General features: G+C 58.5%; 22 protein-coding genes and 1 pseudogene. 9 read left to right on the forward strand and 14 right to left on the reverse strand.

Features of this window, described 5'->3' with window-relative positions; translation table 11 throughout:
* The 3 genes and pseudogenes from VB780_RS30065 to VB780_RS30075 all read left to right on the forward strand — a co-directional run.
* Positions 1-277: pseudogene (locus VB780_RS30065) on the forward strand (hypothetical protein); the annotation flags it as partial.
* Between the two features lie 154 nt (positions 278-431).
* A complete protein-coding gene (locus VB780_RS30070) occupies positions 432-929 on the forward strand; it encodes a cupin domain-containing protein (RefSeq protein WP_323354878.1) in 498 nt (165 codons plus the stop codon).
* A 65-nt stretch (positions 930-994) separates the two neighbouring features.
* The gene (locus VB780_RS30075; RefSeq protein ID WP_323354879.1) at positions 995-2,698 is read left to right on the forward strand and encodes a CocE/NonD family hydrolase; all 1,704 of its coding nucleotides are present in this window, start codon (positions 995-997) and stop codon (positions 2,696-2,698) included.
* A gap of 463 nt (positions 2,699-3,161) precedes the next feature.
* Here VB780_RS30075 and VB780_RS30080 read toward each other — a convergent pair whose 3' ends face one another.
* Both VB780_RS30080 and VB780_RS30085 read right to left on the reverse strand, forming a co-directional pair.
* Positions 3,162-4,361: a YbaY family lipoprotein gene (locus tag VB780_RS30080; RefSeq protein ID WP_323354880.1), complete on the reverse strand. Its 1,200-nt coding sequence runs from the start codon at positions 4,359-4,361 to the stop codon at positions 3,162-3,164.
* Positions 4,362-4,537: 176 nt separating this feature from the next.
* Positions 4,538-4,792, reverse strand: a complete 255-nt coding sequence (locus VB780_RS30085) for a hypothetical protein (RefSeq protein WP_323354881.1) — start codon at positions 4,790-4,792, stop codon at positions 4,538-4,540.
* Positions 4,793-5,037: 245 nt separating this feature from the next.
* Here VB780_RS30085 and VB780_RS30090 point away from each other — a divergent pair, with 245 nt between their 5' ends.
* Complete coding sequence (locus tag VB780_RS30090; protein WP_323354882.1) at positions 5,038-6,081, forward strand: DUF1517 domain-containing protein; 1,044 nt, start codon at positions 5,038-5,040, stop codon at positions 6,079-6,081.
* Positions 6,082-6,113: 32 nt separating this feature from the next.
* Here the strand turns inward: VB780_RS30090 and VB780_RS30095 are convergent, their stop codons facing one another.
* From VB780_RS30095 to VB780_RS30120, 6 genes are all read right to left on the reverse strand, one after another.
* On the reverse strand, positions 6,114-6,221 hold the full coding sequence (locus VB780_RS30095) for a UPF0175 family protein (RefSeq protein WP_323354909.1): 108 nt from the start codon (positions 6,219-6,221) through the stop codon (positions 6,114-6,116).
* Between the two features lie 167 nt (positions 6,222-6,388).
* Complete coding sequence (locus VB780_RS30100) at positions 6,389-6,583, reverse strand: DUF2283 domain-containing protein (RefSeq protein WP_323354883.1); 195 nt, start codon at positions 6,581-6,583, stop codon at positions 6,389-6,391.
* Positions 6,570-6,830 (reverse strand): hypothetical protein, encoded by a 261-nt coding sequence (locus tag VB780_RS30105; RefSeq protein ID WP_323354884.1) that lies wholly within the window; start codon positions 6,828-6,830, stop codon positions 6,570-6,572. The genes VB780_RS30100 and VB780_RS30105 overlap by 14 nt, the downstream gene beginning before the upstream one ends.
* Complete coding sequence (locus VB780_RS30110) at positions 6,831-6,959, reverse strand: hypothetical protein (RefSeq protein ID WP_323354885.1); 129 nt, start codon at positions 6,957-6,959, stop codon at positions 6,831-6,833.
* Between the two features lie 45 nt (positions 6,960-7,004).
* Complete coding sequence (locus VB780_RS30115) at positions 7,005-8,309, reverse strand: pentapeptide repeat-containing protein (protein ID WP_323354886.1); 1,305 nt, start codon at positions 8,307-8,309, stop codon at positions 7,005-7,007.
* 386 nt (positions 8,310-8,695) lie between these two features.
* Entirely contained in the window at positions 8,696-8,839 is a 144-nt protein-coding gene (locus tag VB780_RS30120) for a hypothetical protein (RefSeq protein ID WP_323354887.1), read from the reverse strand.
* A gap of 135 nt (positions 8,840-8,974) precedes the next feature.
* On the opposite strand from VB780_RS30120, the gene VB780_RS30125 reads away from it, so the two are divergent.
* Positions 8,975-9,451, forward strand: a complete 477-nt coding sequence (locus VB780_RS30125) for an Hsp20/alpha crystallin family protein (protein WP_323354888.1) — start codon at positions 8,975-8,977, stop codon at positions 9,449-9,451.
* A gap of 135 nt (positions 9,452-9,586) precedes the next feature.
* Here VB780_RS30125 and VB780_RS30130 read toward each other — a convergent pair whose 3' ends face one another.
* The 4 genes from VB780_RS30130 to VB780_RS30145 form a co-directional block, all read right to left on the reverse strand.
* Positions 9,587-9,808, reverse strand: coding sequence for a DUF2283 domain-containing protein (locus VB780_RS30130; protein ID WP_323354889.1), 222 nt, complete (start codon positions 9,806-9,808; stop codon positions 9,587-9,589).
* A 95-nt stretch (positions 9,809-9,903) separates the two neighbouring features.
* On the reverse strand, positions 9,904-12,177 hold the full coding sequence (locus VB780_RS30135; RefSeq protein WP_323354890.1) for a cellulose synthase catalytic subunit: 2,274 nt from the start codon (positions 12,175-12,177) through the stop codon (positions 9,904-9,906).
* 243 nt (positions 12,178-12,420) lie between these two features.
* A complete protein-coding gene (locus VB780_RS30140; RefSeq protein WP_323354891.1) occupies positions 12,421-14,136 on the reverse strand; it encodes a hypothetical protein in 1,716 nt (571 codons plus the stop codon).
* A gap of 19 nt (positions 14,137-14,155) precedes the next feature.
* Entirely contained in the window at positions 14,156-14,515 is a 360-nt protein-coding gene (locus tag VB780_RS30145) for a rhodanese-like domain-containing protein (protein ID WP_323354892.1), read from the reverse strand.
* 169 nt (positions 14,516-14,684) lie between these two features.
* Between VB780_RS30145 and VB780_RS30150 the strand changes: the two genes are divergently transcribed.
* The 3 genes from VB780_RS30150 (at position 14,685) to VB780_RS30160 (ending at position 17,399) form a co-directional block, all read left to right on the forward strand.
* Positions 14,685-15,392, forward strand: a complete 708-nt coding sequence (locus tag VB780_RS30150; RefSeq protein ID WP_323354893.1) for an aspartate/glutamate racemase family protein — start codon at positions 14,685-14,687, stop codon at positions 15,390-15,392.
* A gap of 265 nt (positions 15,393-15,657) precedes the next feature.
* On the forward strand, positions 15,658-15,903 hold the full coding sequence (gene psaC / locus VB780_RS30155) for a photosystem I iron-sulfur center protein PsaC (protein ID WP_006515950.1): 246 nt from the start codon (positions 15,658-15,660) through the stop codon (positions 15,901-15,903).
* A gap of 272 nt (positions 15,904-16,175) precedes the next feature.
* Positions 16,176-17,399, forward strand: coding sequence for a M23 family metallopeptidase (locus VB780_RS30160; protein ID WP_323354894.1), 1,224 nt, complete (start codon positions 16,176-16,178; stop codon positions 17,397-17,399).
* A 99-nt stretch (positions 17,400-17,498) separates the two neighbouring features.
* On the opposite strand, the gene secA is transcribed toward VB780_RS30160, so the two are convergent.
* The gene (gene secA / locus VB780_RS30165; protein WP_323354895.1) at positions 17,499-20,288 is read right to left on the reverse strand and encodes a preprotein translocase subunit SecA; all 2,790 of its coding nucleotides are present in this window, start codon (positions 20,286-20,288) and stop codon (positions 17,499-17,501) included.
* A 268-nt stretch (positions 20,289-20,556) separates the two neighbouring features.
* On the opposite strand from secA, the gene speA reads away from it, so the two are divergent.
* Complete coding sequence (gene speA, locus VB780_RS30170) at positions 20,557-22,629, forward strand: biosynthetic arginine decarboxylase (protein WP_323354896.1); 2,073 nt, start codon at positions 20,557-20,559, stop codon at positions 22,627-22,629.
* Between the two features lie 97 nt (positions 22,630-22,726).
* Here the strand turns inward: speA and pstB are convergent, their stop codons facing one another.
* A complete protein-coding gene (pstB, locus tag VB780_RS30175; RefSeq protein ID WP_323354897.1) occupies positions 22,727-23,533 on the reverse strand; it encodes a phosphate ABC transporter ATP-binding protein PstB in 807 nt (268 codons plus the stop codon).
* Positions 23,534-23,545 lie beyond the last annotated feature (12 nt).

Genomic DNA, 23,545 nt, shown 5'->3' on the forward strand with positions numbered 1-23,545 from the left:
CAAGCACCGCTTTGGGCTGCATCGCTTCGGTCAGCAGACCTTGCTAGGGATGTACCGTTGGCTCGTCCTATCGCTGGTCGCCTTTATCCTGGCCCATTGGGGCTACCTCTCACTAGAAACCGAGGCGCTACCAGATTGGGCAGAAGCCGCCGCTGTTGTAATGGAAGCCGCACTGGCCGATGTGCTGGTTTACCTGCTGCTGGCGGACATCGAGCGAAAACGACCTTTGCTACAACAGCAGGGGATTGACGTTCAAATTACCAGGTGCAAGATGTGAGCTGAGCGATTCATCGTCTAACGGAAAGGTGAATTGAGTCCTCAACGGCGTCTAAATGCCCAGGCAACTTTTTATGAAAGGTACGGTGAGCTACTGTGATCGGCGTGGGAGTCTGTTTAGCATAGTCATGCCGTTCCGTTAGGCCGACCTGGTTATGGATACTGTAGTTATCGACGCCTTGGCCTGCTCGCTACCGACTAGCTGCGTTGTCCCGATTTACAAGTCGCCCAAGGATTACCAGGCCTTCCGCATTAGCCCCGGCGACAGCAACCGCCTAGCCTTGGTATTTGACCCCACCATTGCCAATATGTCGCTGACCTACTGCGTCGAAATCTTTGACGTGGGCGGCAAAACCCCACCCAACCGCCATCAGGTCGCCGTTGAAATGTTCTTTGTGCTCAAGGGAGAAGGCCGCGCCACCTGCGACGGCAAAACCGTTGCCATCCGCGCGGGCGACAGCATTTTGGTGCCCCCCAACGGCGTGCATGTGGTCGAGAATACTGGCGCTACTCGACTCTATACCCTGTGCATCATGGTACCCAATGAAGATTTCGCCGAACTGATTCGCAGCGGCACCCCGGTGGAGCTAGATACCGAAGATCTTGCGGTCTTGGGGCGGCACGATGCCCCCTATCCACGCTCTCTAACCTGAGTACCGTAGGTGGGCATGGCCCACCACAATTAGGGCCAAGCCTACCCCTACCGCTTTGTAAACCTTTGCTCACTCCCAGCCTCTACGCTGTTGCGCCCCCGCAAACCCTAACCCTGGTGCTGTCCCCGGCGGCCTCACCCTCGGGCGAGGAGGCGATTCACCTCGATGCCGATGTCTACTACCCCATTGGCGAGGGGCCGTTTCCAGTGCTGCTGATGCGGCAGCCCTACGGCCGGGCGATCGCATCCACCGTGGTCTATGCCCACCCCACCTGGTACGCCAGCCATGGCTACATCGTGGTGATTCAAGACGTGCGGGGGCGAGGTACCTCCGGTGGGGAGTTTGACCTGTTTCGCCATGAGGCCGACGACGGCTACGCCACGGTGCAGTGGGCGGCGAACCTACCCCAGAGCAGTGGGGCGGTGGGCATGTACGGGTTTTCTTACCAGGGTATGACCCAGCTGTATGCAGCAGAGAATCAGCCGCCTGCGCTAAGGGCGATCGCCCCAGCGATGGTGGGCTACGACCTCTACGCCGACTGGGCCTACGAAAACGGGGCGTTACCCCTGCAAATTGGCCTGGGCTGGGCGCTCCAGCTCGCCGCCGAAACCGCTCGCCTGAAGCAGGATGCCGTGGCTTACCAGGCGCTTCACCAGGCCGCCCACAACCTTCCCCTGGGCGAGGCAATTCCCCCCCGCCCCCAGGTGCTCAAGACCTACGCCCCCGATTCCTTCTTTCACCAGTGGCTCGACCACCCCCAGCCTGATGATTATTGGCAGGCGCTACAGCCAGATTTAGCAGGGGTAAATTTGCCGATGCTGCATATCGGTGGCTGGTACGACCCTTACCTGCGGGGCGATCTGCGCCTGTATCAGCAGATGGTGTCCCAAGGCGGCGCACCTCAAGAACTCTGGATTGGCCCCTGGGGACACCTGCCCTGGAGCCGCCGGGTGGGGGCGGCGGATTTTGGCCCGGAGGCCGACAGCCCCATCGATCGCCTACAAATTCGCTGGTTCGACCGGTTCTTGAAGGACTTTCCCGCCGAGACAGAGGCTAAATCTCCAATCCAGCTATTTGTCATGGGGGAAAATCGGTGGCAGGGGCGCGATCGCTGGCCGACCCACCCCAGTCAACCCTTATACCTCAGCAGTAGCGGCCTGGCTGGAATGCGCGGCGATGACGGCGTACTCAGCCCTCATTTATTTCAGCTCCAGGAACAGCCTGCTTCCCCGACCGAGGACGTGATTGTGCATGACCCCTGGCGACCGGTGCCCTCTCTGGGGGGGCACTGCGGGTTGCCGTCTGGCCCCTTTGACCGAGGGGCGATCGACAGCCGCACCGACGTGTTGACCTATACAACCAAGCCTTTGAGCGAAGGGATGACGCTGGTGGGGACGGCGATCGCTACCCTCTACTGCCAAGCCGATGCCCCTAGCTTTGACCTCAGCGTGGTGCTCTCGGAGGCCCACAGCGATGGCCGTGTAATCAACCTCACCCAGGGCCACTGCCGGGTCGATAAGTTTGATGTGGCAAATTCTCGCCCCCAGGTGGTGACGGTGCCCCTGCAACCCACGGCTTGTACCCTGGCCCCCGGCCACCGTCTGCGGCTGAGCGTGGCGGCGGCTTGTTTCCCGGCCTACACGGTCAATAGCGGTACTGGGGCGAGCGTTGGAGACTGCGCTCAGATCGACCATCGGATAATCACCGTAACCCTTGCCCACGGGCCGGTTTACCCCTCCTGCATAAAGATACCTCTAGAGGCAGAGTGAGGGGCGATCGCGATCGTAAAGAATAAAAAAAATCGGCTCCCTAGGGAAGCCGACGTGGGTGATACTAAATATCTACGTTGTTCTCTCAATCGGGAAGAAACTACCAAAAACTCAGCACTTTTGGCGGTACTAGCAGTTGGATATTTTTCCGTTCGGAGGGCTCTCATCTCCTCCGTCTCTCATTGTAACAACAAGTACAGATTTTCATTAACACAATCTCTACTGATTGTGTGTTGATTCGATAACCTAAGCTGATGAGCAAATGTACTCAGTGTTTTCTCGGAGAGCCTGCCTAGAGGCTTAGAGAGCAATACTGAATCCAATATTCCTCGACCAGTAAAAGATGGCTTAGCAAGGGCGTTGGTGACGCCTGTCACAGGGCTTTACGCTGCTTGCCTAAAAGAATTGCGGGTGGTTTTATCGGCCTTGAAAATGACCGATAAAACCACCCGATGTCCTGGGCCTACCGTGAAACTGGGTCAACCTGCACTTCTACATAGGTAGGATTGCCCTGGGTGATCACCGCGAAGCGGCTGGTTGTAGTAAACCGCAGATCTCCATCGACAATGATGCGGGCCTGTACGGCGTAGCTATAGCGAGGGTCGATCTGGTCGGGGTTGTACACCAGCTCAAAGGGAATCGGCACCTGGCGATCGCCAAACACCACCCCCTGCGACGCCAGCACCACCGCTGGCGCATCGGCCCGGCTGACATCCACCAGGCTGACATCCAGAATGGCGTTGGGGGGCATGGCAATGCGAGGCAGATAGCTGACGGTGCCGGTGACGCTGGCGGAGTTGGTTTGCACGGCGTTGTTAACCTCAATTGTTTGGGCACCGTTCGCGGCAATGTTCACCGCTACCGAGGGAGTGCCGCCGTGGGTAAAGGTGATGCCCTCAGCCGAAACATTGGCGGTGGCTGGGGCAGCATTTAGCTCTTGCCGCCCGGTGGTTTTGTTAAACAGGTTGATGCGGGGCTGCCCCTGCTGGGTAAACACCCGCACCGCGTAGGTCGATGTCTGCGAAAACACGATGGTGCCGTCGGGCACGCTGGGGCGCACGGGGCCGGGCAGCTGAGCCAGCTCGCTGAGACTGTCGCTATCGACCACAAAGCTGCGGTTGACCACCTCGGTCTGGGTAAGCTGCGATACGTTGATGCGCTGGTTGTCGATGGTGGTCGGGCCGTTGAGCATAATTCGCTCACCCACAGCAACAGGGCGCAGGGCCTGGGCGTCACCGTCAACATCCATCACCGCCGCTACGTAGGTGATTAGGTTGGTGCCGCCCCCCTGGTTGACGCCAAAAAATACGGCGGCATCGGTTTTGCCATCGCCGTTGATGTCGCCAAAGGCGAGCCAGTTGGGCTCTTTGGCCATGCCGACCACTAACTCGCCAGGGCGGTTGTACTCGCCATTTTCGAGGGTGATGGTTTCAAAGGTGGGTTCGGGGCCAAAGCCCAGGGGCACGATGTAGGTGCCGTTGATGAGCGTATCCCAGCGATCGCACCAGGCCTGCTTCTCGGGGGTAAACACCTCGCGGGTCATGCAGTTGTGCCATTCGGGCTGGGTCTGCGCCATCGCCTGGCCTCCCGCCATCACTCCACTGCCTAGGGAAGCGGCTACTAAGCCAGCGCCTAGAAGTGTAAAAAACACTCGCTTGTTCATGGTTAATCTCACACCTAAAGTTCAGCCGGGAGAACCACAGTCTTCTGCTCAGGCGTGGCTAAAAATGCTGATGGTGTCTCCCTAAGTCCTTTAGCAATCTATCAATGAACTATAAGGAAGCGATGTGGGGTTACGGTTTTGGCAACGTGCTGGCACCTGGTCGGGAATTTTTAAACCTACTGGCCCGACAGAATGCGAGTAATGACGACTGCTGACGCCGCAAAAATAGCCGTCCAGGTCGTGCCAATCAGCCCTAGGGTCAGCCCCCACAACCACCCATCCCATTTCTCAAACCGGGCGTTGCTGGCCTCAACATCGCTGGCCACCCGCTCAGAATCCACTCTTAGCCGCTCAACATCATCGCTGAGCGTGTCAAGCCGCGAGAGCACCTGTTGCTCAAAACTTTCTGGGGTTGGCGCTGATGATTCCATAAAACGTCCCAGAATGCTATCTAAATTCTAAGCTACGGGACTCTGGGCTGTACCACCCCTTGAAACCTTGCTATAAGCCCTTACTTTAAGATAGTTAACCAATTGGCCCTGGGTATTTGTTGGATACTCGTCTATTGAATGATCTTGGATGATCCCAAAGTAGTTCTAAGCGGGAATTCAATCGTTGAGTAGTCAGTGGAGAAGGCGTGATGCAGGTAAACCCAAGCGTTAAACGGCTTTGGACAATGGTGTCTGTTGCCACGGTGATGATTGCGATCGCGGTTTATGTGGTCGTGGTGCCAGTGGTTAAGAGCCATCCCCTTTCTCTGCGGGCGATCGAGGAGCGACTGCTGAGCGATCGCCTGTTGCCGCCAGGGGCTATTGCCGAGCAAGCCGTCAGCGGCGGCATGAGCCGGGGTGGTTCCTTCAGCCGTCCTGCGTCGCCTGCGCCCTCGGCTCCGCGCAGTTTGCCCCCCAGCAGTGGCGGTTACGGCGGCAACTATGGCTATCGCTCGGCTCCTGGCCCGGTGATTGTGCCCTACCCCACCTATGCCCCGGCTCCGGTGTACGTGGGCACAGGGGGCGGCGGTGGCGGTGGCGGTGGATTCTTGATTGTGATTGTGGTGCTGGGGTTTATTCTGCTGCCCATTGCGCTGAACTACATGCAGGGCGGCAACCGCCGGTTTGACGGCCCAGCGGCGGCGGGCAGCCAGAGTGAACTGCTCAACGACATCGTCACCGTGTCGCGTCTCCAGGTGGCGCTGCTGGCTGGGGCGCGAGAACTCCAGCGCGATCTCGATCGCATTGCGGTCAACGCCGACCTCACTACCTCGGCGGGGCTGGCAGCTCAACTGCGCGAAACAGTGTTGGTGTTGCTGCGCCATCCCGACTACTGGACCCACGTGCGGGCCGAATCGCAGACCGTGGCCGGGCGCAAGAAGGCGGCGGAACTGTTTGAGCGGCTGTCGATTCAAGAGCGCAGCAAGTTTGCGGTTGAGACGCTGGTGAATGTAGGGGGTGAGGTGCAGCGGCGGGCGATGCCCGGTGGCCCCAGCAAGGAGGTGGCCTCGCACATTGTGGTAACGCTGCTGCTGGGCACGGCGGACGATCGCCCCTTGTTTGAATCCGTCAACTCCGTCGCGGATCTTAAAGCTGTTCTGCAACGCTTAGGATCAATCTCTCCTGCCTACCTGCTGGTGTATGAGCTGCTGTGGACGCCCCAAGACCCTAGCGATAGTCTGAGTGCCGATGAGCTAATTGCGAACTACCCCAACCTGGTGACGTTGTAAGCGATTAGTGATGCTCTTCATTACCAACCTTCCTAACGCAGGCTGGAAAGATCTTGTTCTAGCTCTTCAATGTCGTAGTGAATACAGATGCCGCGACTGGCAATCAGCCGCTGAAATTCAATTTGACGAAGGCCAGCGATTAGCCGTACCTAGGGTGATTCGCTCTTGCTAGAAGAGGGCTTTGGCATAGCCTCTCCAAAGGAGAATCGCTAGCTCTGTGCGCAAATCGGTTTCCGTCAGTTGGATGTCGTCTGGCAAATCGAGCGTAATTTGCATTATTCAGATTCCGTTAGTTGCTAAGGGAGATTTATGAAGCCAAAAGTGCCGAAACTGCTTCTTCAGACATAAATCTTCTAAAATCCAGAATTTCAACTAAGACCAGCTTCTCATTGGCCGAATAGTGCAAGATTACCTGCCCATCTTCCTCGGCGTAGGCGATGGGTTCTTCAGATAGTTCAACTAGAAGCGCATCAACATCTTTGCTGTAACTAATTTTTTTCATATCTAGATCTCCTACCAGGGTAAAGGGTAATAATCAGAATAAATGCATTGAATTCTCGATAAACTACTCTCAATACTCGCGTTTCGTCTAACCGCTTTTGGGCAATCTGCTTGTCTTCTTCTCCAGACTCTAGCCTGTCAGGTGAACGAACTACGTCAATAATGAATTCTGGTTCGATGGTGAGTCCGTGGTTGGCAAGTATTTCTATTTTGATCTGTGAGTGTTCACTAAAGCGAATTTCTTTCATTCACCCTCCACCCCTTTCCTTTCTAACCTCCATCGCTACGGTGCGAATGCTTTCAGCGATCGCAACTTCTCGGCGTAGGTCTGGCTCTGTGAGGGCCAGGTTGTCAGGCAGGTCGATGGTAATTTGCATAGTTTTGAATCCGCGTAGTTTGATGATGGTTACTTCGCCAGGCAACTAACCACACTGCCACAGGAAAGTGACTTGGTCTTTGTGGGTAGGGCATTGCAGAATATAGCCCGTTCCCATATCGCCCCACAGATAGGGAATGTTGTCATCAGATACAAGCTGAAAAACCAGCTGATTCATTTGCTGCTGGCAGATCGGACAATGGGGATACTCAATATCCTGTACCCAGTTGGGCCAGCCTGCCAGCTTGTCCCTGTGAGGATACATACCAGAGTCATACATAAAGTCGGAATCATTGTCATCGAAGTCAATGCCCTGGGCAACAATGTCGGCATAGTCGGGATAGTCATCGACTCTTTGCCAATCAACAATTAGCTTTGCTGGAAATTCTCCTCTACGCGAATTGGAGAGTTCGCAAACTGTTTCAGGAATTTCAAATACCGCAGGTGTTTCACTGGGTTGCACAATTCTGACCAACTGATTCGTTGCAAAGGGCCATGAGTCAAAACAGTCGCCCTCACAGCTTTTATGCTCAATATATTTAGGATTGCCTGTACCAAGGCTCCCAAACGTAATGGTTTGTGAGGGAATAGGATGGTCGTGCTCCATTCGGGTTTCATAAGCGCAGTAGAAGAACTGTAGGATGCCTGCACCAAACTTTTGATTGAGTTCCTCAGGAATGTCTTGCAGGTTTACTTGAAAGAAGAACCGCATAGAATTGCCGCAGTTGGGGCAATTCGGCCAACTTTCGTCGGCGTTTAACCAGGGCTTGCCGCCAAACTTAGAGCAGTTCATATCGCTGTCGCCCTGCTGTACAACTGGTATCCAGCTAGGGCACTTCAAATGCTGAATGGCCTGTTCTATGCGTTCTAAGGCAGGGTCTAATGTGCCATCGGGCATAGTGCAGCCGGAGAGGTTAGCACCTTTTAGATCTGAATCTACAAGGGTTGCACCTGCTAAGTTGGCTTGAACTAGACGAGCACTGCTTAATCTTGCCCGGTTTAAGTTTGCTCCTGATAAGTTCGCGTGATACAAATCTGAGTCTGATAAATTGGCTCCCTCTAAGTTTGCGCTCCTGAGATTTGCACTGGTTAAATCTACAGAACTTAGATTGGCTTCTCTTAAGTCAGCGCCGCTCAAATTAATATACTTGAGAATTTTAAAGCCGCTTAGCTGAATTCCTCTAAAATCGCGTTCTCCAGCTTGGTAGCGCCTTACAATATCCTCAACTCTTCCAGTAATGGCCTCAAATGGGGTTCTTCCCCTCGAAAGAGCATCAGTTATTTCTGGAGGAATGCCGAGTTCAGATAGCATTCGCTCAAATTCTGGCGGCAGGTTGGATGAATTTGTCATGGCTATAAGGCTCGGTATAGAGATCAGCAGTGCAGCTCGGCCATGAATTCAAATGTACCACTGAATTTTTGCGGGGAAAACCGTAGAGGGTTGTCGTCGAGAAGCTAGAGCAATTTGCGCAGCGATCTCTAGAGAGCTACCGTTGCCCTTAGCGAGGCCAGGGCTAGCTGAAGAAAAATCCTTAATTGCTATGGTACTCGCAGAGCATTTGGGGTGAAAGATCTCGTCGCGATCGCTTATCACCGAGCGACAATCGCGTGTCCGGGGGCTGAAATGCCATATCACTGAGCTGCAATCGCATATCACTGGGCTGCAATGGCATGTCATCAAGCTGTAATGGCATATCACTGCCCTGCGATCGCACATCACCGCCCTGCAATGGCATATCACTGAGCTGCAATCGCGATCGCGCCCCTCGCATTAACGATCGCAGGCATGGCAATGGCGATCGCGCCCCCGCAATACTTTGGCGTGCGATCGCCCCCAGTACGGTTCACCCCACAGCCCAGTACGGGAGGTAAGTTCGCCACCGCAGTAGGGTTCCTACCACTTTAGGTAGAGAGAATCCTGGCGCACCATAGTAACTGTAGAGAGCGAAAGCTCAAACGCTTAACCCGACTCACTTCGAAGGTTTGGAAAAGCAAGTACCAGGAGGTTAGAAACCTATGATTATTCGTCGCTACCTAGACCCCATTACTGAAATCAACGCCATTCGTCGCCAGATCAACGACGCGTTTGGCGATCTCACCACCGAAGCCCTGGCCAAATCTGACTGGGCACCCGCCATTCGTCTCGTCGATCGCGGCAATGAGTTTGTGCTCACTGCTCACTTGGTGGGCGTCACCGCCACCGATCTCGACGTGCAGGTGAGCGCCGATGTGGTGTCGATTTCGGGCACCCGCCAGCAGCCCGAAGCCCCCGCCGAAGTAGAGGCCAAAGTGCTCTACGACGACACCCGCTACGGCAGCTTTCAGCGTATGGTCAACCTGCCCGATGCGGTGCAAAACGACCAGGTGGTGGCCGACTTTAGCCACGGCGTGCTGACCCTGACCCTGCCCAAGGTGGTCGAGGCCCGCAACAAGGTCGTCAAAATCAGCCTGGGCGGCACCGCAGCCCCTGCAATTGAAGCAGGCGAAGCCTAGGTGCTAGGGGTCTTCAACCCGAGCGGTTGAGGCTTGAGAGTAAGTCATGATCACCGGGGAGGCATTGCCTCCCCTTTTTTTGTGCTTGCCAACCCTGAGCTAGCAGAGCAAAACCCGCCAAAATCCAAAATTGCCCTAGGGCTGAGGTTTCTCAATATCGGCCTCGCCCACCGTAAAGGTAAACGACATTGGGTCATCGACCCGCTTAGACGCCTGGCGCAGCTCTAGCCCAACGATCAGCCCATCTGCGTCGTAGTCGAGAATGAGGTTGGGCGAAACGCGGGCCGTCTCGTCTACATCGCGCTGGTTAAAGGCAATTTGAAGGATGTCGCGATCGGGGTCGTAGATAATCTGCATAGGGCGGAAGCAATGGGCGACAGCAGGGCATAGGCAGTGCAATTAGCCGCCATCATAGAGTGTTTCACCGGCAATGGTTAACCCGTTGGCTGAGCCTATCCCTTCACCACGGGCACCGCCCTGGGGCTGCGGTGGCTCACCCGGCGCGGCCAAAACAGCACCCGCAGCAGCAGCCCCAGAGATTGCAGCTCGCCGGGGCTGTTCCACCGTTTCCACTGGCCGGGGCGGCAGAAGAGGGTGGTGACCAGGGCGCGGTAGCTGGCGGGGGCCATGGGGCCAAACTGTACTCGCACCCAGGGGTACTCGCCCTCGGTACCGACGGCGGTGATCATGCCGTCTAGGGCGATCGCATCCTCGGCAATGGTGAGATCGACCGCCATTCCTGGACTGAGCGGATAGTCGGGGGTGGCCCCCTGGGTGAGGGCAACTTCGACCCCCACCTCAGACATCAGGGTGGTGATTCCCCACCAGGTTTTGCCTTGCGCGCCCAGCCCCTGGGGCGACAGCTTGATCACCCGCCGCAGATCGAACCACGCTTGGGGGTCAGGGCGGGGCACATCCAGCAAAATCAGCAGGGCGACGGCGATCATCGCCAGGTTGTAGGCGCTCCACACCCAGCCCAGGGTGATACCCCGGAGCTGCAAGCCGTCAACCGTGAGCATTAGGCCCAGGTTGCGCCACAGGCTGACGGCGGTGAGACCAAACAGCAGCACCAGGGGCCAGCCCAGCCGCCAGTTAAACTGAAACCCCTGCCTGGAGGTACCTTTGGGGGTGACCTGAAACCCTCGCGAGAAGGGGTTGACCATAGCCTGCACCACCGTGGCCGCCAGCGGAAACACCAGCACCAGGGAATAGATGTCGGACAAGAGGGCCGAGCGCGATCGCTCATTCAACCAGGCAAACACCGTCAGCTGTACCAGGTAGTAGGGCACAAAGTAGTAGAGCAGCTCCCGCGCCGTCGCCTGAATGGGAATCACCTGCAAAAACGAGTAGGCCAACGGCATCAGCAAAAACCCAATCCGGGGAATGCTGCTAAACCAGTGCAGCAGCCCCTCCAGATGGCCCAGCCGCTGCATGGGGCTGAGCCCCGGAATCGTCAGCGGGTTGGAGTCGATAAAAAAGGCTTGCAGGGTGCCCCTGGCCCAGCGCAGCCGCTGGCTGGCGTGGGCGGCAATGTCTTCAGCGGCGAGGCCCGCGCTGAGTTTTTCGTCGAGGTAGATCACCTCGTTGCCCTGGGCGGCCAGGCGCACGGCGGTGAAGTAGTCTTCGCTCAGCGACTCGGTGACAAAGCCGCCGGTTGCTTCGAGGGCACTGCGCCGCACCACAAAAGAGGTGCCCGAGCAGACCACGCTGCCCACCCCGTCGCGCATGGGCTGAATCTGCCGGTAAAACACCTCTTCTTCGGGGGTGAGCACCCCCTCTAGGCCCAGGTTGCGGGCGATCGGGTCGGCGTTGTAAAAGCTTTGGGGGGTTTGCACCAGGCCCACGGTGGGCTGCTGAAAAAAGCCCACCGTGCGGCAGAGAAAGTTGCGGGTGGGCACAAAGTCGGCATCGAAGGAGGCAATCAGCTCCCCCTGGGGGCGGCCCGCAGCCCTGGCGTGCTGAATGGCGTAGTTGAGGTTACCCGCCTTGGCATGGTGGTTGTCGGGGCGAGAGATGTAGTTGCAGCCCAGCTCAGCGGCTATGGCCTGCATCTCGGGGCGGCGGGTGTCGTCAAGTAAATAAATGGTTTTGCGTGGGTAGTGCAGAGCCTGGCAGCCAATGATGGTGCGCCGCAGAATAAAGGCCGGCTCGTCGTAGGTGGGAATGAACACATCGACCCAGGGCCGGTAGTGACCCTGGAGCACATCCTGCTCCAGGCGATCGGCCTGGGGACGGCGATCGCGCACCCGCAGCAGCAGCAGCAGCTGAATAATGCTGGTGATCAGGCCAAACAGCTCCATCCCCAGCAGCCCCAGGCTGAGGGTGCCCTCCAGGGGCGAGGCCAGGTTCAGCGTCGAAAGGCAGCGCCACAGCAGGTAGCGCCCCACCAGCGCCAGCAAAATGCCAATTACCGCGCACCGCGACCAGGGTCGGGGCCGGGGCGATAACCGCGTAATGGCGTAGGCCAGCAGCAACAGCACCACCGTGGGGGCTACCAAGTATTCTGCCGCCACCATGGGAACCTCCAGCCAGGTTGGCGGTTGGCTCTGCCACACCTGGAGCTGGGCAAACAGCTGGGTGGTGCGTGCCTCCCCCGCAAACCAGGCCAGCACAATGATCGCCGCCAGCCCCACCGCTGCCGCCATCACCAGGGTGGCCCAGCGCACCAGCGGACGCGGTTTGGCCTTATCGGGCGGTCTAGAAATAGACCTAGATATAGACGGCATAGGGCTGGTCAAAAGGTATAGAGCAGAGGCACCGGGCATGGGCGTAGACCCAGGCCAGTCTAACCGGGCTGCGCCTACGTGATAGAGTTTGGCCGATTCACCTGAGAGGTGCCTGAGCGAGGTCAGCACCTCTGCCCAGCCGTGCCGTGAATAGCGAAACCGCGCCCTACCCCGACACTGTACGCACTAGGGCGCGGTTCAGATGATGCCAATCCAACAGAGTTAGCGATCGCGAGGGCTTTTCTAGGGTGCGATGTCTTTGACCATCGCCTGCCGCAGCTCTTCGTGGCCAAAGCTGTAGCCACCGCCGAGGCGTCGCAGTAGCCCTGCTGTCGTCATGGTATCTAGCCAGGGGCGCGCCGCCAGGGGCAGACCCTGCTTGCCCGCCAACAGCAGCCGCACCAGACCGTGCTGCAACCCAAAAGACAACCACAGCGCGAGAATCACCAACCCCCCCACGATCAGCCGCAGACGGCTGAGGGGCAGCAGCGTCAGCGGCGGCTGGCCGCTCACCACCGCCGGTAGTACCAGCAGCAGCAGCACGATCGCGCCCAGCACCGTCACCAGCACCACCGTATTCCGCAGGGCCAGGGTCACGTCTCGATTGGGGGTCTGGCGACTTTGGGCCGCCCCAGGCACCCCGCCCTGGAGCAGCCCGACGAGGCCTAAGCTCCAGCCCAGCACGGCACCTACGGCCCCCGCCCCGCCAAACCCAATGAGCCCACGGCCAAAGGGGCTCAGCACCAGGGCAGCCCCGCCGCCCAACCCAAGCCCCAGCACCAGGGCAAGCCCGCCGCAGGTAAGCGCCAGGGAAATTAGGCGACCCAGGGGGGCGATCGCCAGCCCCAGCCGAATATAGGGAAAACTCTCCAGATCAATCTGAGAGGCCATTAGCCCCAGGGCCACCCCCAGCAGTAGGTTGCCTCCGACTAGCCCCATAATCAGGGCGATCGCTATCCCCAGCAGCAGCCGATAGAGCGACTGGCGCGCTTCAGGGAGCCAGCCCCGATCTAGGTCATCTAAATAAAAAAATCGAGGGCGCTGGTGGAGCTGCTCAGCCAGCCACCCCAGAGCCGCCCGGTGCTGGGCCGGATTGCCTTTGGCCTTAGCGATGCCCTCATCCACGTATCGCTTGACCAGATCGGCCCGACTGCGCAGGGGGGGCACCGCCAGGTTGGGCATTGCCACCAGCAGATTTAGCACCAGGGGCAGCCTGGCCAACTGCTGAAGCAGCTTGCTGTTTTTGATCACCGGCCACAGCTCGGGCCGGTTTTGGGCCAGCACGTAGTCTTTGACCTGCTGAGCCGTTAGGGGAATGATGTTGATGCCGCCGTTGAACTGATCAAAGGTCAATCCCGAAGACTCCAGCACCTGGCGGCGACAGCAGAGTAGGGCGGTTTGGTTGGGGTTGCTGCGCAGCAGGGTTTCGATCGCCCCGGCACACTTGCGCTTTTGGGCAGTAGGCAAGTGGTCAAACCCATCGATTAATAGCGTGAGCTGGGCATTGTCAATCCAATAGCTGGCGTTGGCTTTGGCCACCCGGTACTCGCGCCACAGAGTCGCTATCAGCCATTCGCGCATCGTTTCCCCTGCCCAGGCCGAAACATCCACCGGCACCGGCACCGGCCCGCCGCGCTTTACCAGTAGTTCGCCCACCGCTAGCAGGGTGTGGGTTTTGCCGACCCCCGCTTCGCCCAAAATCAGCAGGCGACCGTCGATGCCGTCGCGCTGAAACCGGTCGGCGATCGCCCCCACCGAGGTCAGTACCTCATGGTCTTGGCTGCCAAACTTGAGCCCCCACACTCGGTAGTTCATAAGGATATCGCGGCGCGGTGCGACCAGCGGCAGCCCCGCCCGCCGGGCCGCAAGCTGGCGATCGACCGCCTGCGCTAGGGCTTTGAGGCTGGCCGCCGTCGGGGGCTGACCAGGAAGCAGCGATCGCAGAAAAGTCGTCACCATGGGGAAGCACCCAAAGAGGCTAGTAGCGGGGCACGGTGCGATCGACCGTCAGGGCATAGGCATCGATGCCGCCGGTCACATTCTTGAGTTGGGTAAAGCCCTGCTGGGCCAGCCAGCCACACATCTGGGCCGAGCGCACGCCGTGGTGGCAGAGCACAATGGTTTCGCGATCGCACTCAAAGCGGCTGTGAATTGTCTCTGACCAGTTACCAAATTCACTCAGGGGCAGATTGGCAAAGCCGGGCAGGCTGGCCAGCTCTAGCTCAGCGGGTTCGCGCACGTCAATTAGCTGCACCGCGGCGTCGGCTGCGGCCAGGCGTTGGGCCAGAGCCTCAACGCTGAGGGGGGCGTAGGGGGCAGGGTTGGGAGAAACGGTCATAGGCCAATTCTAGGGGGCAATGGTCAGAACGGCGGGCTGAGGCAATCTGTTTGAATCTGCCAGGCCTTTGCCGGTTTACACAACCTTAACCTGGCGCTCCGGAAAGGTGCCCAGGAAGACGCTCAGAAAGGTGATATAACCGTGGGCACGACCTCTCCCCGGTAGCCCTATGACCCCTCCTCCGATGAAAACCATTGGCCTAATTGGCGGCATGAGCTGGGAGTCATCTCTAGAGTACTACCGGATTCTCAACCAGACTACGCGGGCTCGGCGAGGAGGGCTGCACTCGGCCAAGGTCATTCTATTCTCAGTCGATTTTGCCGACATGGCCGCCCTCCAGCACCAGGGCGATTGGGCAGAGATTTCAGGCATTCTCATCGAAGCTGGCCAGCAGCTGCAAATGGCCGGGGCCGGTATGGTGCTGATCTGTGCCAACACCATGCACCGCCTGGCCGACGACATCGAGGCCCGCATTTCTATTCCCTTGCTGCACATTGCCGACGTTACCGCCGACTGCGTTAAAGCCCAGCGCCTGCAACGCATTGGCCTGCTCGGCACCCGGTTCACCATGGAGCAAGACTTTTATCGCGATCGCCTGACCCAGCACGGCCTAGAGGTGCTGGTGCCCGATGCTGCCGGACGAGAGGCCGTCCACCAGATTATTTACGATGAACTGTGCCAGGGGCGGTTTACGCCTGCGTCCCGCGAGACCATTTTGGCGCTCTGTGAGCAACTGGCCACCGCCGGGGCCGAGGGCGTGATCTTGGGCTGTACGGAGCTAGAACTGCTGGTCGGCGATGCCACGGCGGCGGTGCCGCTTTTCCCGACCACCCGCATCCACGCCGAGGCTGCTGTTGAGCTAGCGTTAGGGGGCTAGAGACGATAGCCGTGGTGCTCCCTGGGCGAAGCCGAAAACAGCGCCCAGCTTGGCAGAAGTTAGGGATCCTGTTTATGAGCCCCAACCCCTGCCCATATTACGATCCGTTAAGGTTTGTGGGGGGTGGCGATGAGAGCTGAAATCTCTCGCTATAGACTGGTCAAAGATTAGGAAACCCTTACTGCATAGACCGTTTTGACCAACCTTTGAGGGCCTCCTTAAAGCTGTCAAACCCAGTCGTGACCCACATTGGAGTTTTGTTTCAATGTCCCATTCTGTCAAAATTTACGATACCTGTATTGGCTGCACCCAGTGCGTGCGCGCCTGCCCCACTGACGTTCTCGAAATGGTGCCCTGGGATGGCTGCAAGGCCGGGCAAATTGCCTCCTCTCCCCGCACCGAAGACTGCGTGGGCTGCAAGCGTTGTGAAACCGCCTGCCCCACCGACTTTCTGAGCATTCGAGTTTACCTGGGTGCTGAAACCACCCGCAGCATGGGTCTGGCCTACTAGGCACCCTGCTATTTAGCCATAGTTATCGTCATTAAGCTCCAGCCCCTGGGATTAACTCCCCCAGGGGTTTTCTATGGGTGCCAGGGCGCTAGGCCTCAGCCTCCTTACCCTTGAGGGAAAATCAACCCCGCGACGATTCAGCCCTAGGGGCGATGGCCTGTGGTCAAGCAAACCCAGTAGCGGTGGGGAATACGATCGCGTCACTAAAAATTCTTAACGGCAGCGGCCGGGCAAACCGTCTATGGTGCAAACCATAGCGATAGAAAATAGCCGTGGATAAGCGTATGAACTGGCTAAAGTCGGGCCTGCTGGCTCTGATCTGTGCCCTCTCTCTAGCCGGGCTAACCCATCTCTATTCCCCAGCGCAGGCCCAGTCGACTCCGGCTCTTCCCCAGTGGACTCCCATTATCGTGTCGGCAACGCCTACCACGGAGGCCGTAATGGGGGTAGATGGCCACTACCACGGCGTGTATGAACTCATACTGGCAAACACCAGTCCGGTGACGGTGACAGTCAACCGCATTGACCTGGTTGACGGGGAAAGCCCCGATGGTTCCATAGCATCCTTCACCGATGACGATCTGCTGCTGCGGTTGCGCACGCTGGGCAATGTCTCAGCCCCCAGCGCTGACCTAGGCCCCAGCGAAACCCGGCTGTTTTTGGTTGACCACAGTTTCGCCCGGGGTAGCCTTCTGCCCCAACACCTGCTGCACCGGCTGAATATTTCTGCTCCAGAAGGGCCAGGCCAGACTGAGCCCTCATCCCTGAGCTACACCGCTGCGCCGCTGCGGATATCGCCAGCGGCACTGGTACTGGGGCCACCGCTGCGGGGGCCGGGCTGGGTGGCGGCCAACGGCTGCTGTTTTCCGCTGGTGGGGCACCGCAGCACCGGCTTGCCCACCAACGGCGAGCTTCACTTCGCCCAGCGCTTTGCCATCGACTGGATGCAGCTTGATCGCCAGGGTCGCATTGCCGTGGGCGATCTATCTGAGGTGGGCAACTACCCTGGCTATGGGGCTGAACTCCTGGCCGTAGCCGATGGCACCGTAATCCAAACCCGCAGCGATCTCCCTGAGCAAGTACCCCCAACCCTGCCCGATCCCAGCACCATCAACCTGGAGAACGTGCTGGGCAACAACGTCATTCTTGGCCTGGGGAATGGGGCCTATGCCCTGTACGCTCATCTCCAGCCCGGCTCGGTGCGAGTCACGCCGGGGGAATCGGTCAAACAGGGGCAAGTTTTGGGATTGCTGGGCAATACGGGCAATACCTCGGCCCCCCATCTGCATTTTCACCTGATGGATGGCCCGACTCTGGCCTCTAACGGGCTACCCTACACCCTCGACCCTATGGCGATAGTAGGGCAAATTCCGCTGGAATCGGTAGAACAGTTCTACAGCCTGGAGGGCGACTGGCGATCGGCGTTGCTGCCTCAGCCGGAGCCGCGCGAACAACAGTTTCCCCTGTTTTTGACTGTAGTTGACTTTCCTGAATAGCCTCTAGATCAGAAAATTGATTAGCCCGAGATTCAGAGAGTAGAACGATGGGTGGATAAGCTCACCTACCCACCCACTCTCTCGCCCTCACCCACTTCTTTACCCCACCTGCTGGGACGCCTTCACCTGCGGCTGCGGCTGCGGCTGAAACTGGAAGAGGGTATAGACCACGTTGCGGCGAATGCCGGTCATCATGTCGAGGAAGACCTCGTAGCCTTCGCTCTTGTACTCGATCAGCGGGTCTTTTTGGCCATAGCCGCGCAGGCCTACGGTTTCGCGAAGGGCATCCATCTGCTGGAGGTGGTCGCGCCAGAGGCTGTCGATCTGCTGAAGGATGAAGAAGCGCTCGGCCTCGCGCATCAGCCCCGGCTTGGCTTGGTCAACCTGGGCCTCTTTGATGTCGTAGGCAATGCGGGCCTGCTCGTGGAGAAAGGTGCGAATTTCGCCCACTGAGAGGTCTTCGAGCTGCTCGGGGGTGAGGTCGGCCAGCAGATAGACAAACTCCTTCACCTTGCCCACCATTTCCGGCAGCTTCCACTCTTCGGGGGGTAGCTCGGGGTTGATGTAGGCGGTGACGATGTCGTCCATGGTCTGCTCGGCGTAGCCGATCACCATTTCCTTGAGGGCGTCGCCTTCGAGCACCCGGCGGCGCTCGGCGTAGATGGCGCGGCGCTGGTTGTTCATCACCTCGTCGTACTCGAACACCTGCTTGCGGATGTCGTAGTAGTAGGTTTCGACTTTCTTTTGAGCGCCTTCGAGCGATCGCGTCAGCATGCCCGACTCAATCGGCATGTCCTCTTCCACGCGGAAGGCGTTCATTAGACCGGCAACGCGATCGCCGCCAAAGATCCGCAGCAGGTTGTCTTGCAGGCTCAAGAAAAACTTGGTGGAGCCAGGGTCGCCCTGGCGTCCCGCCCGGCCCCGCAGCTGGTTGTCAATGCGGCGCGACTCGTGGCGCTCGGTGCCGATTACATGCAGACCACCCCGCTCAATCACCAGGTCGTGCTCGGCGGTAGTTAAGGTTTCGTACTCGTGGCGAATGCGGTTGTACACATCGCGCAGCTTTTGGATGACGGGGTCGTCGGTGGGGGCTTTTTCGGCGGCGACGGCCAGCTTGTCTTCGGCCTGTAGCTCGGTGAGGCTGCGATCGCCGTAGGTGGTCACGGCAAAGTCAACGGTGGCCTTGAGTTCGTCAATGGCGGCGGTTGAAAGCTCAATGGGGAAAATATCGGGCGAGGCTTTCCAGGTCTTGACCTTTTTACCGGGGGCAAAGCCCTGGGCGGGGGCACGGCCCTTGGTGCCGGGTACCGCCGTCACCGAAAACTCGTCTTCATCCTCGGGTCTGACGATGCGGGGCATCAGGTACTCGCGCACCTTGAGGCGGGCCATGTAGTCGGCGTTACCGCCGAGGATGATGTCGGTGCCGCGCCCGGCCATGTTGGTAGCAATGGTGACTGCGCCGCTGCGCCCGGCCTGGGCGACAATCTCCGACTCGCGCTCCACGTTTTCGGGTTTGGCGTTGAGCAGGTTGTGGGGCACGCCGCGCTCGCTGAGCAGCGCTGAGAGCACCTCCGATTTTTCCACGCTGGTGGTGCCGACGAGGACGGGGCGACCGGCCTCGTGCATTTCGGCGCACTCCTCAGCAACGGCCTTCCACTTGGCCTCTTCGTTTTTGTAGACCACGTCGGAGAGGTCGCGGCGGGCGGCGGGCCGGTTGGTGGGGATGATGGTGACTTCGAGCTTGTAGATGCGCTCGAATTCTGCCTCCTCAGTTTTTGCGGTACCCGTCATACCCGACAGCTTGGGGTAGAGCAAAAAGAAGTTCTGGTAGGTGATGCTGGCCAGGGTCTGGGTCTCGGGCTGAATTTCCACATGCTCTTTGGCCTCGATCGCCTGGTGCAGACCGTCGCTCCAGCGGCGACCGGGCATCACCCGCCCGGTAAACTCGTCCACAATGATTACTTCATCGTTGCGGACGATGTACTTGACGTCTTTGGCGAATAGCTCCTTGGCCTTGATGGCGTTGAAGATGTAGTGGGCCCAGGGGTCTTTGGGGTCGAACAGATCTTGGACGCCCAGCAGCTCTTCAGCTTTAATGAAGCCTTCGTCGGTGAGCAGCACGTTGTGGGCTTTTTCGTCGACTTCGTAGTGCTCTTCGGCGAGGAGCTCGCGGCTGATTTCGGCGGCGCGGTTGTACTTCTCGCCGGGGCGATCGACCTGGCCTGAAATGATCAGCGGCGTGCGGGCCTCATCCACCAGAATGGAATCAACTTCGTCAATGACGCAGTAGTTGAAGGGGCGCTGCACCACGTCCTCCATGGCGGTGGCCATGTTGTCGCGCAGGTAGTCAAAGCCAAACTCGCTGTTGGTGCCGTAGGTGATGTCGCAGCCGTAGTTTTTCTTGCGCTCGGCGGGCGACATGCCCTGCTGAATCAGCCCCACGCTGAGGCCCAAAAAGCGGTGAATCTGCCCCATCCACTCGGCGTCGCGGCGGGCTAGGTAGTCGTTGACGGTGACGACGTGAGCACCCTTGCCCGAGAGCGCGTTGAGGTAGGAGGGCAGGGTGGCCACCAGGGTCTTGCCTTCCCCGGTTTTCATTTCGGCGATCTGGCCGTCGTGCAGCACCATGCCGCCGATTAGCTGTACGTCGAAGTGGCGCATGCCCAGCACCCGCTTCGAGGCTTCGCGCACCACGGCAAAGGCTTCGGGCAGCAGGTCGTCAAGGGATTCGCCCTTTTCGATGCGCTGCTTAAACTCCCCAGTCTTGGCCGTTAGCGCCTCGTCGGAGAGCTGCTGAATCTCTTCCTCCAGCAGATTGATCTCGACCACATCGGGACGATATTTTTTCAGCTTGCGCGCGTTGGGGTCACCGAGGAGGTTCTTCAGCATGAATTCAGGCGATCAGCGTAGGGTACTGCATCTTAGTCAATCGTAATGGAGACCGTGCCACAAGGGGCGATGTCCACACCTGAGCCAGATCAAAACTGGATCAACAGCGCCAGGGGATAGGCTGAAAGTGCCTATCTATCCTATCACTTGGGCCTGGATGACAGGGAATGGGCGCGCACGGGCCGTTTGGGCGGAAATTGCGCTCAAATCGCCCTGGATACGCAATCTTTTTGGGGATGGCTCTTTGTTACAATTTTGGTCGCGCCTCATGGCAGTAGACCCCTCAGCCGCCGCCCTTCGTCACGTTTCCCTCGCCCCTCATCAGCGGAGCATCTTGCATCTCATGAATATGGCCCAGCAACCACCACTGTCGGCGTCCTCCCTGTCTTCTTCCCCTCGCCTGCACCGGGCTACCCTAGAGAATATGCTGCAATCCGCCGAAACTGTGACAGCGCCCTGGACAATCGAAGACAGCGAAGAGCTATACCGCATTCACAGCTGGGGTGAGCCGTATTTCTCGATCAATGCCGAGGGCCATTTAACTGTGTCGCCGAGGGGCGATCGCGGCGGGTCACTAGATCTCCTCGATTTAGTAGAAGCGATCAAGCAGCGCAATCTCAACCTGCCCCTGCTGATTCGCTTCTCGGATATTCTCGAAGATCGCATTGAGCGCATCAATGCCTGCTTTGCCAAGGCGATCGCCCGCTACAAATACAGCGGCGTGTATCGGGGCGTGTTTCCGGTCAAGTGCAACCAGCAGCGCCAGCTATTAGAGGACGTGGTGCGCTATGGTCGGCCCTACCAGTTTGGCCTAGAGGCCGGGTCTAAACCCGAGCTGCTGATTGCCTTAGCCACCCTCGACACGCCGGGGGCGCTACTGATTTGCAACGGCTACAAAGATCGCGACTACATTGAGACCGCCATGCTGGGCCAGCGCCTCGGCCAGCAGCCGATCATCGTGATCGAGCAGATGAAGGAGCTAGAGATTGCCATTGAGGCCAGCCAGCGGCTCAATATTCGCCCGGTGCTGGGGGTGCGGGCTAAGCTCAGCACCAAGGGCAGCGGTCGCTGGGGCATTTCGGCGGGCGATCGCGCCAAATTTGGCCTTACCGTCCCCGAGATTCTGGCGGTTGTAGATCGCCTGCGCGATGCCGACATGCTCGACTGCCTTCAGCTCTTGCACTTCCACATTGGCTCCCAGATTTCGGCCATCAGCGTGGTCAAAGAGGCCCTACGGGAGGCCAGCCGCATCTATGTCGAGCTGGCGGAGCTAGGGGCGGGGATGCGTTATCTGGATGTGGGCGGCGGCCTGGCGGTGGACTACGACGGTTCTAAAACCACCTTCTACGCCTCTAAAAACTACAGCACCCAAAACTACGCCAACGACGTGGTGGCTGAAGTGCAAGAGGCCTGCCGCATCAAGGGGATACCCGTACCCACCCTGGTCAGCGAGAGCGGGCGGGCGCTAGTGTCACACCAGTCTGTGCTTGTCTTTGACGTGCTGGGCAGCAGCGATGCCCCCTCCCACGAGGAGCCAGCGGTACCCGGCGACGACGATCACGTGATTTTGCGCGAACTGTACGAGATCTACCAAAACCTCACTCCCAACACCGTGCAGGAGCTGTACAACGACGCGGTGCAGTTCAAAGAAGAGGCGATCAGCCTGTTTAACTTTGGCTACCTGAGTCTGTCGGCGCGGGCGCGGGCCGAGCGGCTATTTTGGGCCTGCTGCCGCAAGGCGCTCTCAGTGGTCAGCGACGCCGACTACGTGCCCGAAGACATTGAGGAACTGCACCAGAGCCTGGCCTCGATCTACTACATCAATCTGTCGGTGTTTCAGTCGATGCCCGATACCTGGGCGATCGAGCAGTTGTTCCCAATTTTGCCCATTCACCGGCTCAACGAAGAGCCTAGCTGTCGGGGCACCTTGGCCGATCTCACCTGCGACAGCGATGGCAAAATCACCACGTTCATTGACCTGCGGGATGTGAAGCACGTGCTAGAGCTGCACCCGCTGGAGCCAGAGCAACCCTACTACCTGGGCATGTTTTTGGGCGGAGCCTACCAGGAGATCATGGGCAACCTGCACAACCTGTTTGGCGACACCAACGCCGTCCACATTCACATGACCCCCAAGGGCTACCAGGTGGAGCAGGTGGTCAAGGGCGACACCATGACCGAGGTGCTGGGCTACGTGCAGTACGACGCCGAAGACATGATTGAGAATATTCGCAGGCGATCGGAGCGGGCGCTGCAAGATAGCCAGATCACCCTAGAAGAGTCGCAGCTGCTAATTCAGCACTACGAGCGTAGCCTCAGCCAGTACACCTACCTGACCTAGCCGCAATTAATAAAGCCTGGTGCGTCACCGACTTCCGTGACGCACCAGGCTGATGGATTTCAAGCCAGACTACTGGGCAAATCTAAAGCAGTTTAAATCAACCAAATCGGCCCGATACATAGTCTTGGGTTGCCTGTTCAGCAGGGTCATTGAAAATTTGCTCCGTGTCGCCGTATTCCACCAGATACCCCACCTTGTTGCCCGACTCAGTGGCCTCAGCGTTGAAAAAGGCGGTTCGGTCAGACACCCGAGAGGCCTGCTGCATGTTGTGGGTAACGATGATGATGGTGTAGCGGCTCTCTAGTTCTTTCATCAACTCTTCGATCTGGAGAGTCGAGATCGGGTCAAGAGCCGAACAGGGCTCATCCATCAAAATGACTTCGGGCTCAATGGCGATCGTGCGGGCAATGCACAGGCGCTGCTGCTGCCCACCCGATAGCGAAAGACCGCTTTCCTTCAGCTTGTCTTTGACCTCGTCCCAGAGGGCAGCCCGCCGCAGCGAATTTTCCACCAGCTCATCCATGTCGCCCTTGTAGCCGTTGATCCGAGCGGCAAAGGCAATATTTTCGTAAATCGACTTGGTGAAGGGGTTGGGTTTTTGAAACACCATACCGATGCGGCGACGCACGTAAACCGGGTCAACGCCCTGGCCGTACAAATCGCCTCCCTGAAAGGTAACCTTACCCTCCACTTTGGCCCCAGGTATCAGGTCGTTGGTGCGGTTGAAGCAGCGCAGCAGGGTGCTCTTGCCGCAGCCCGAGGGGCCAATAAAAGCGGTCACCTCATTCTTGAAAATATCAAGATTGACATCCCGCACCGCTAGGTTTGAACCGTAGTAAACACTGACGTTCTTGGCCCGTAAAGCTGCCTCTGTGGCGACTTGGCTGACAGATTGTGAAGTCATGACGATACTCTA

Source organism: Leptolyngbya sp. CCNP1308, from assembly GCF_034932455.1.
In the GTDB taxonomy this organism is placed as follows: Bacteria; Cyanobacteriota; Cyanobacteriia; order Phormidesmidales; family Phormidesmidaceae; genus Nodosilinea.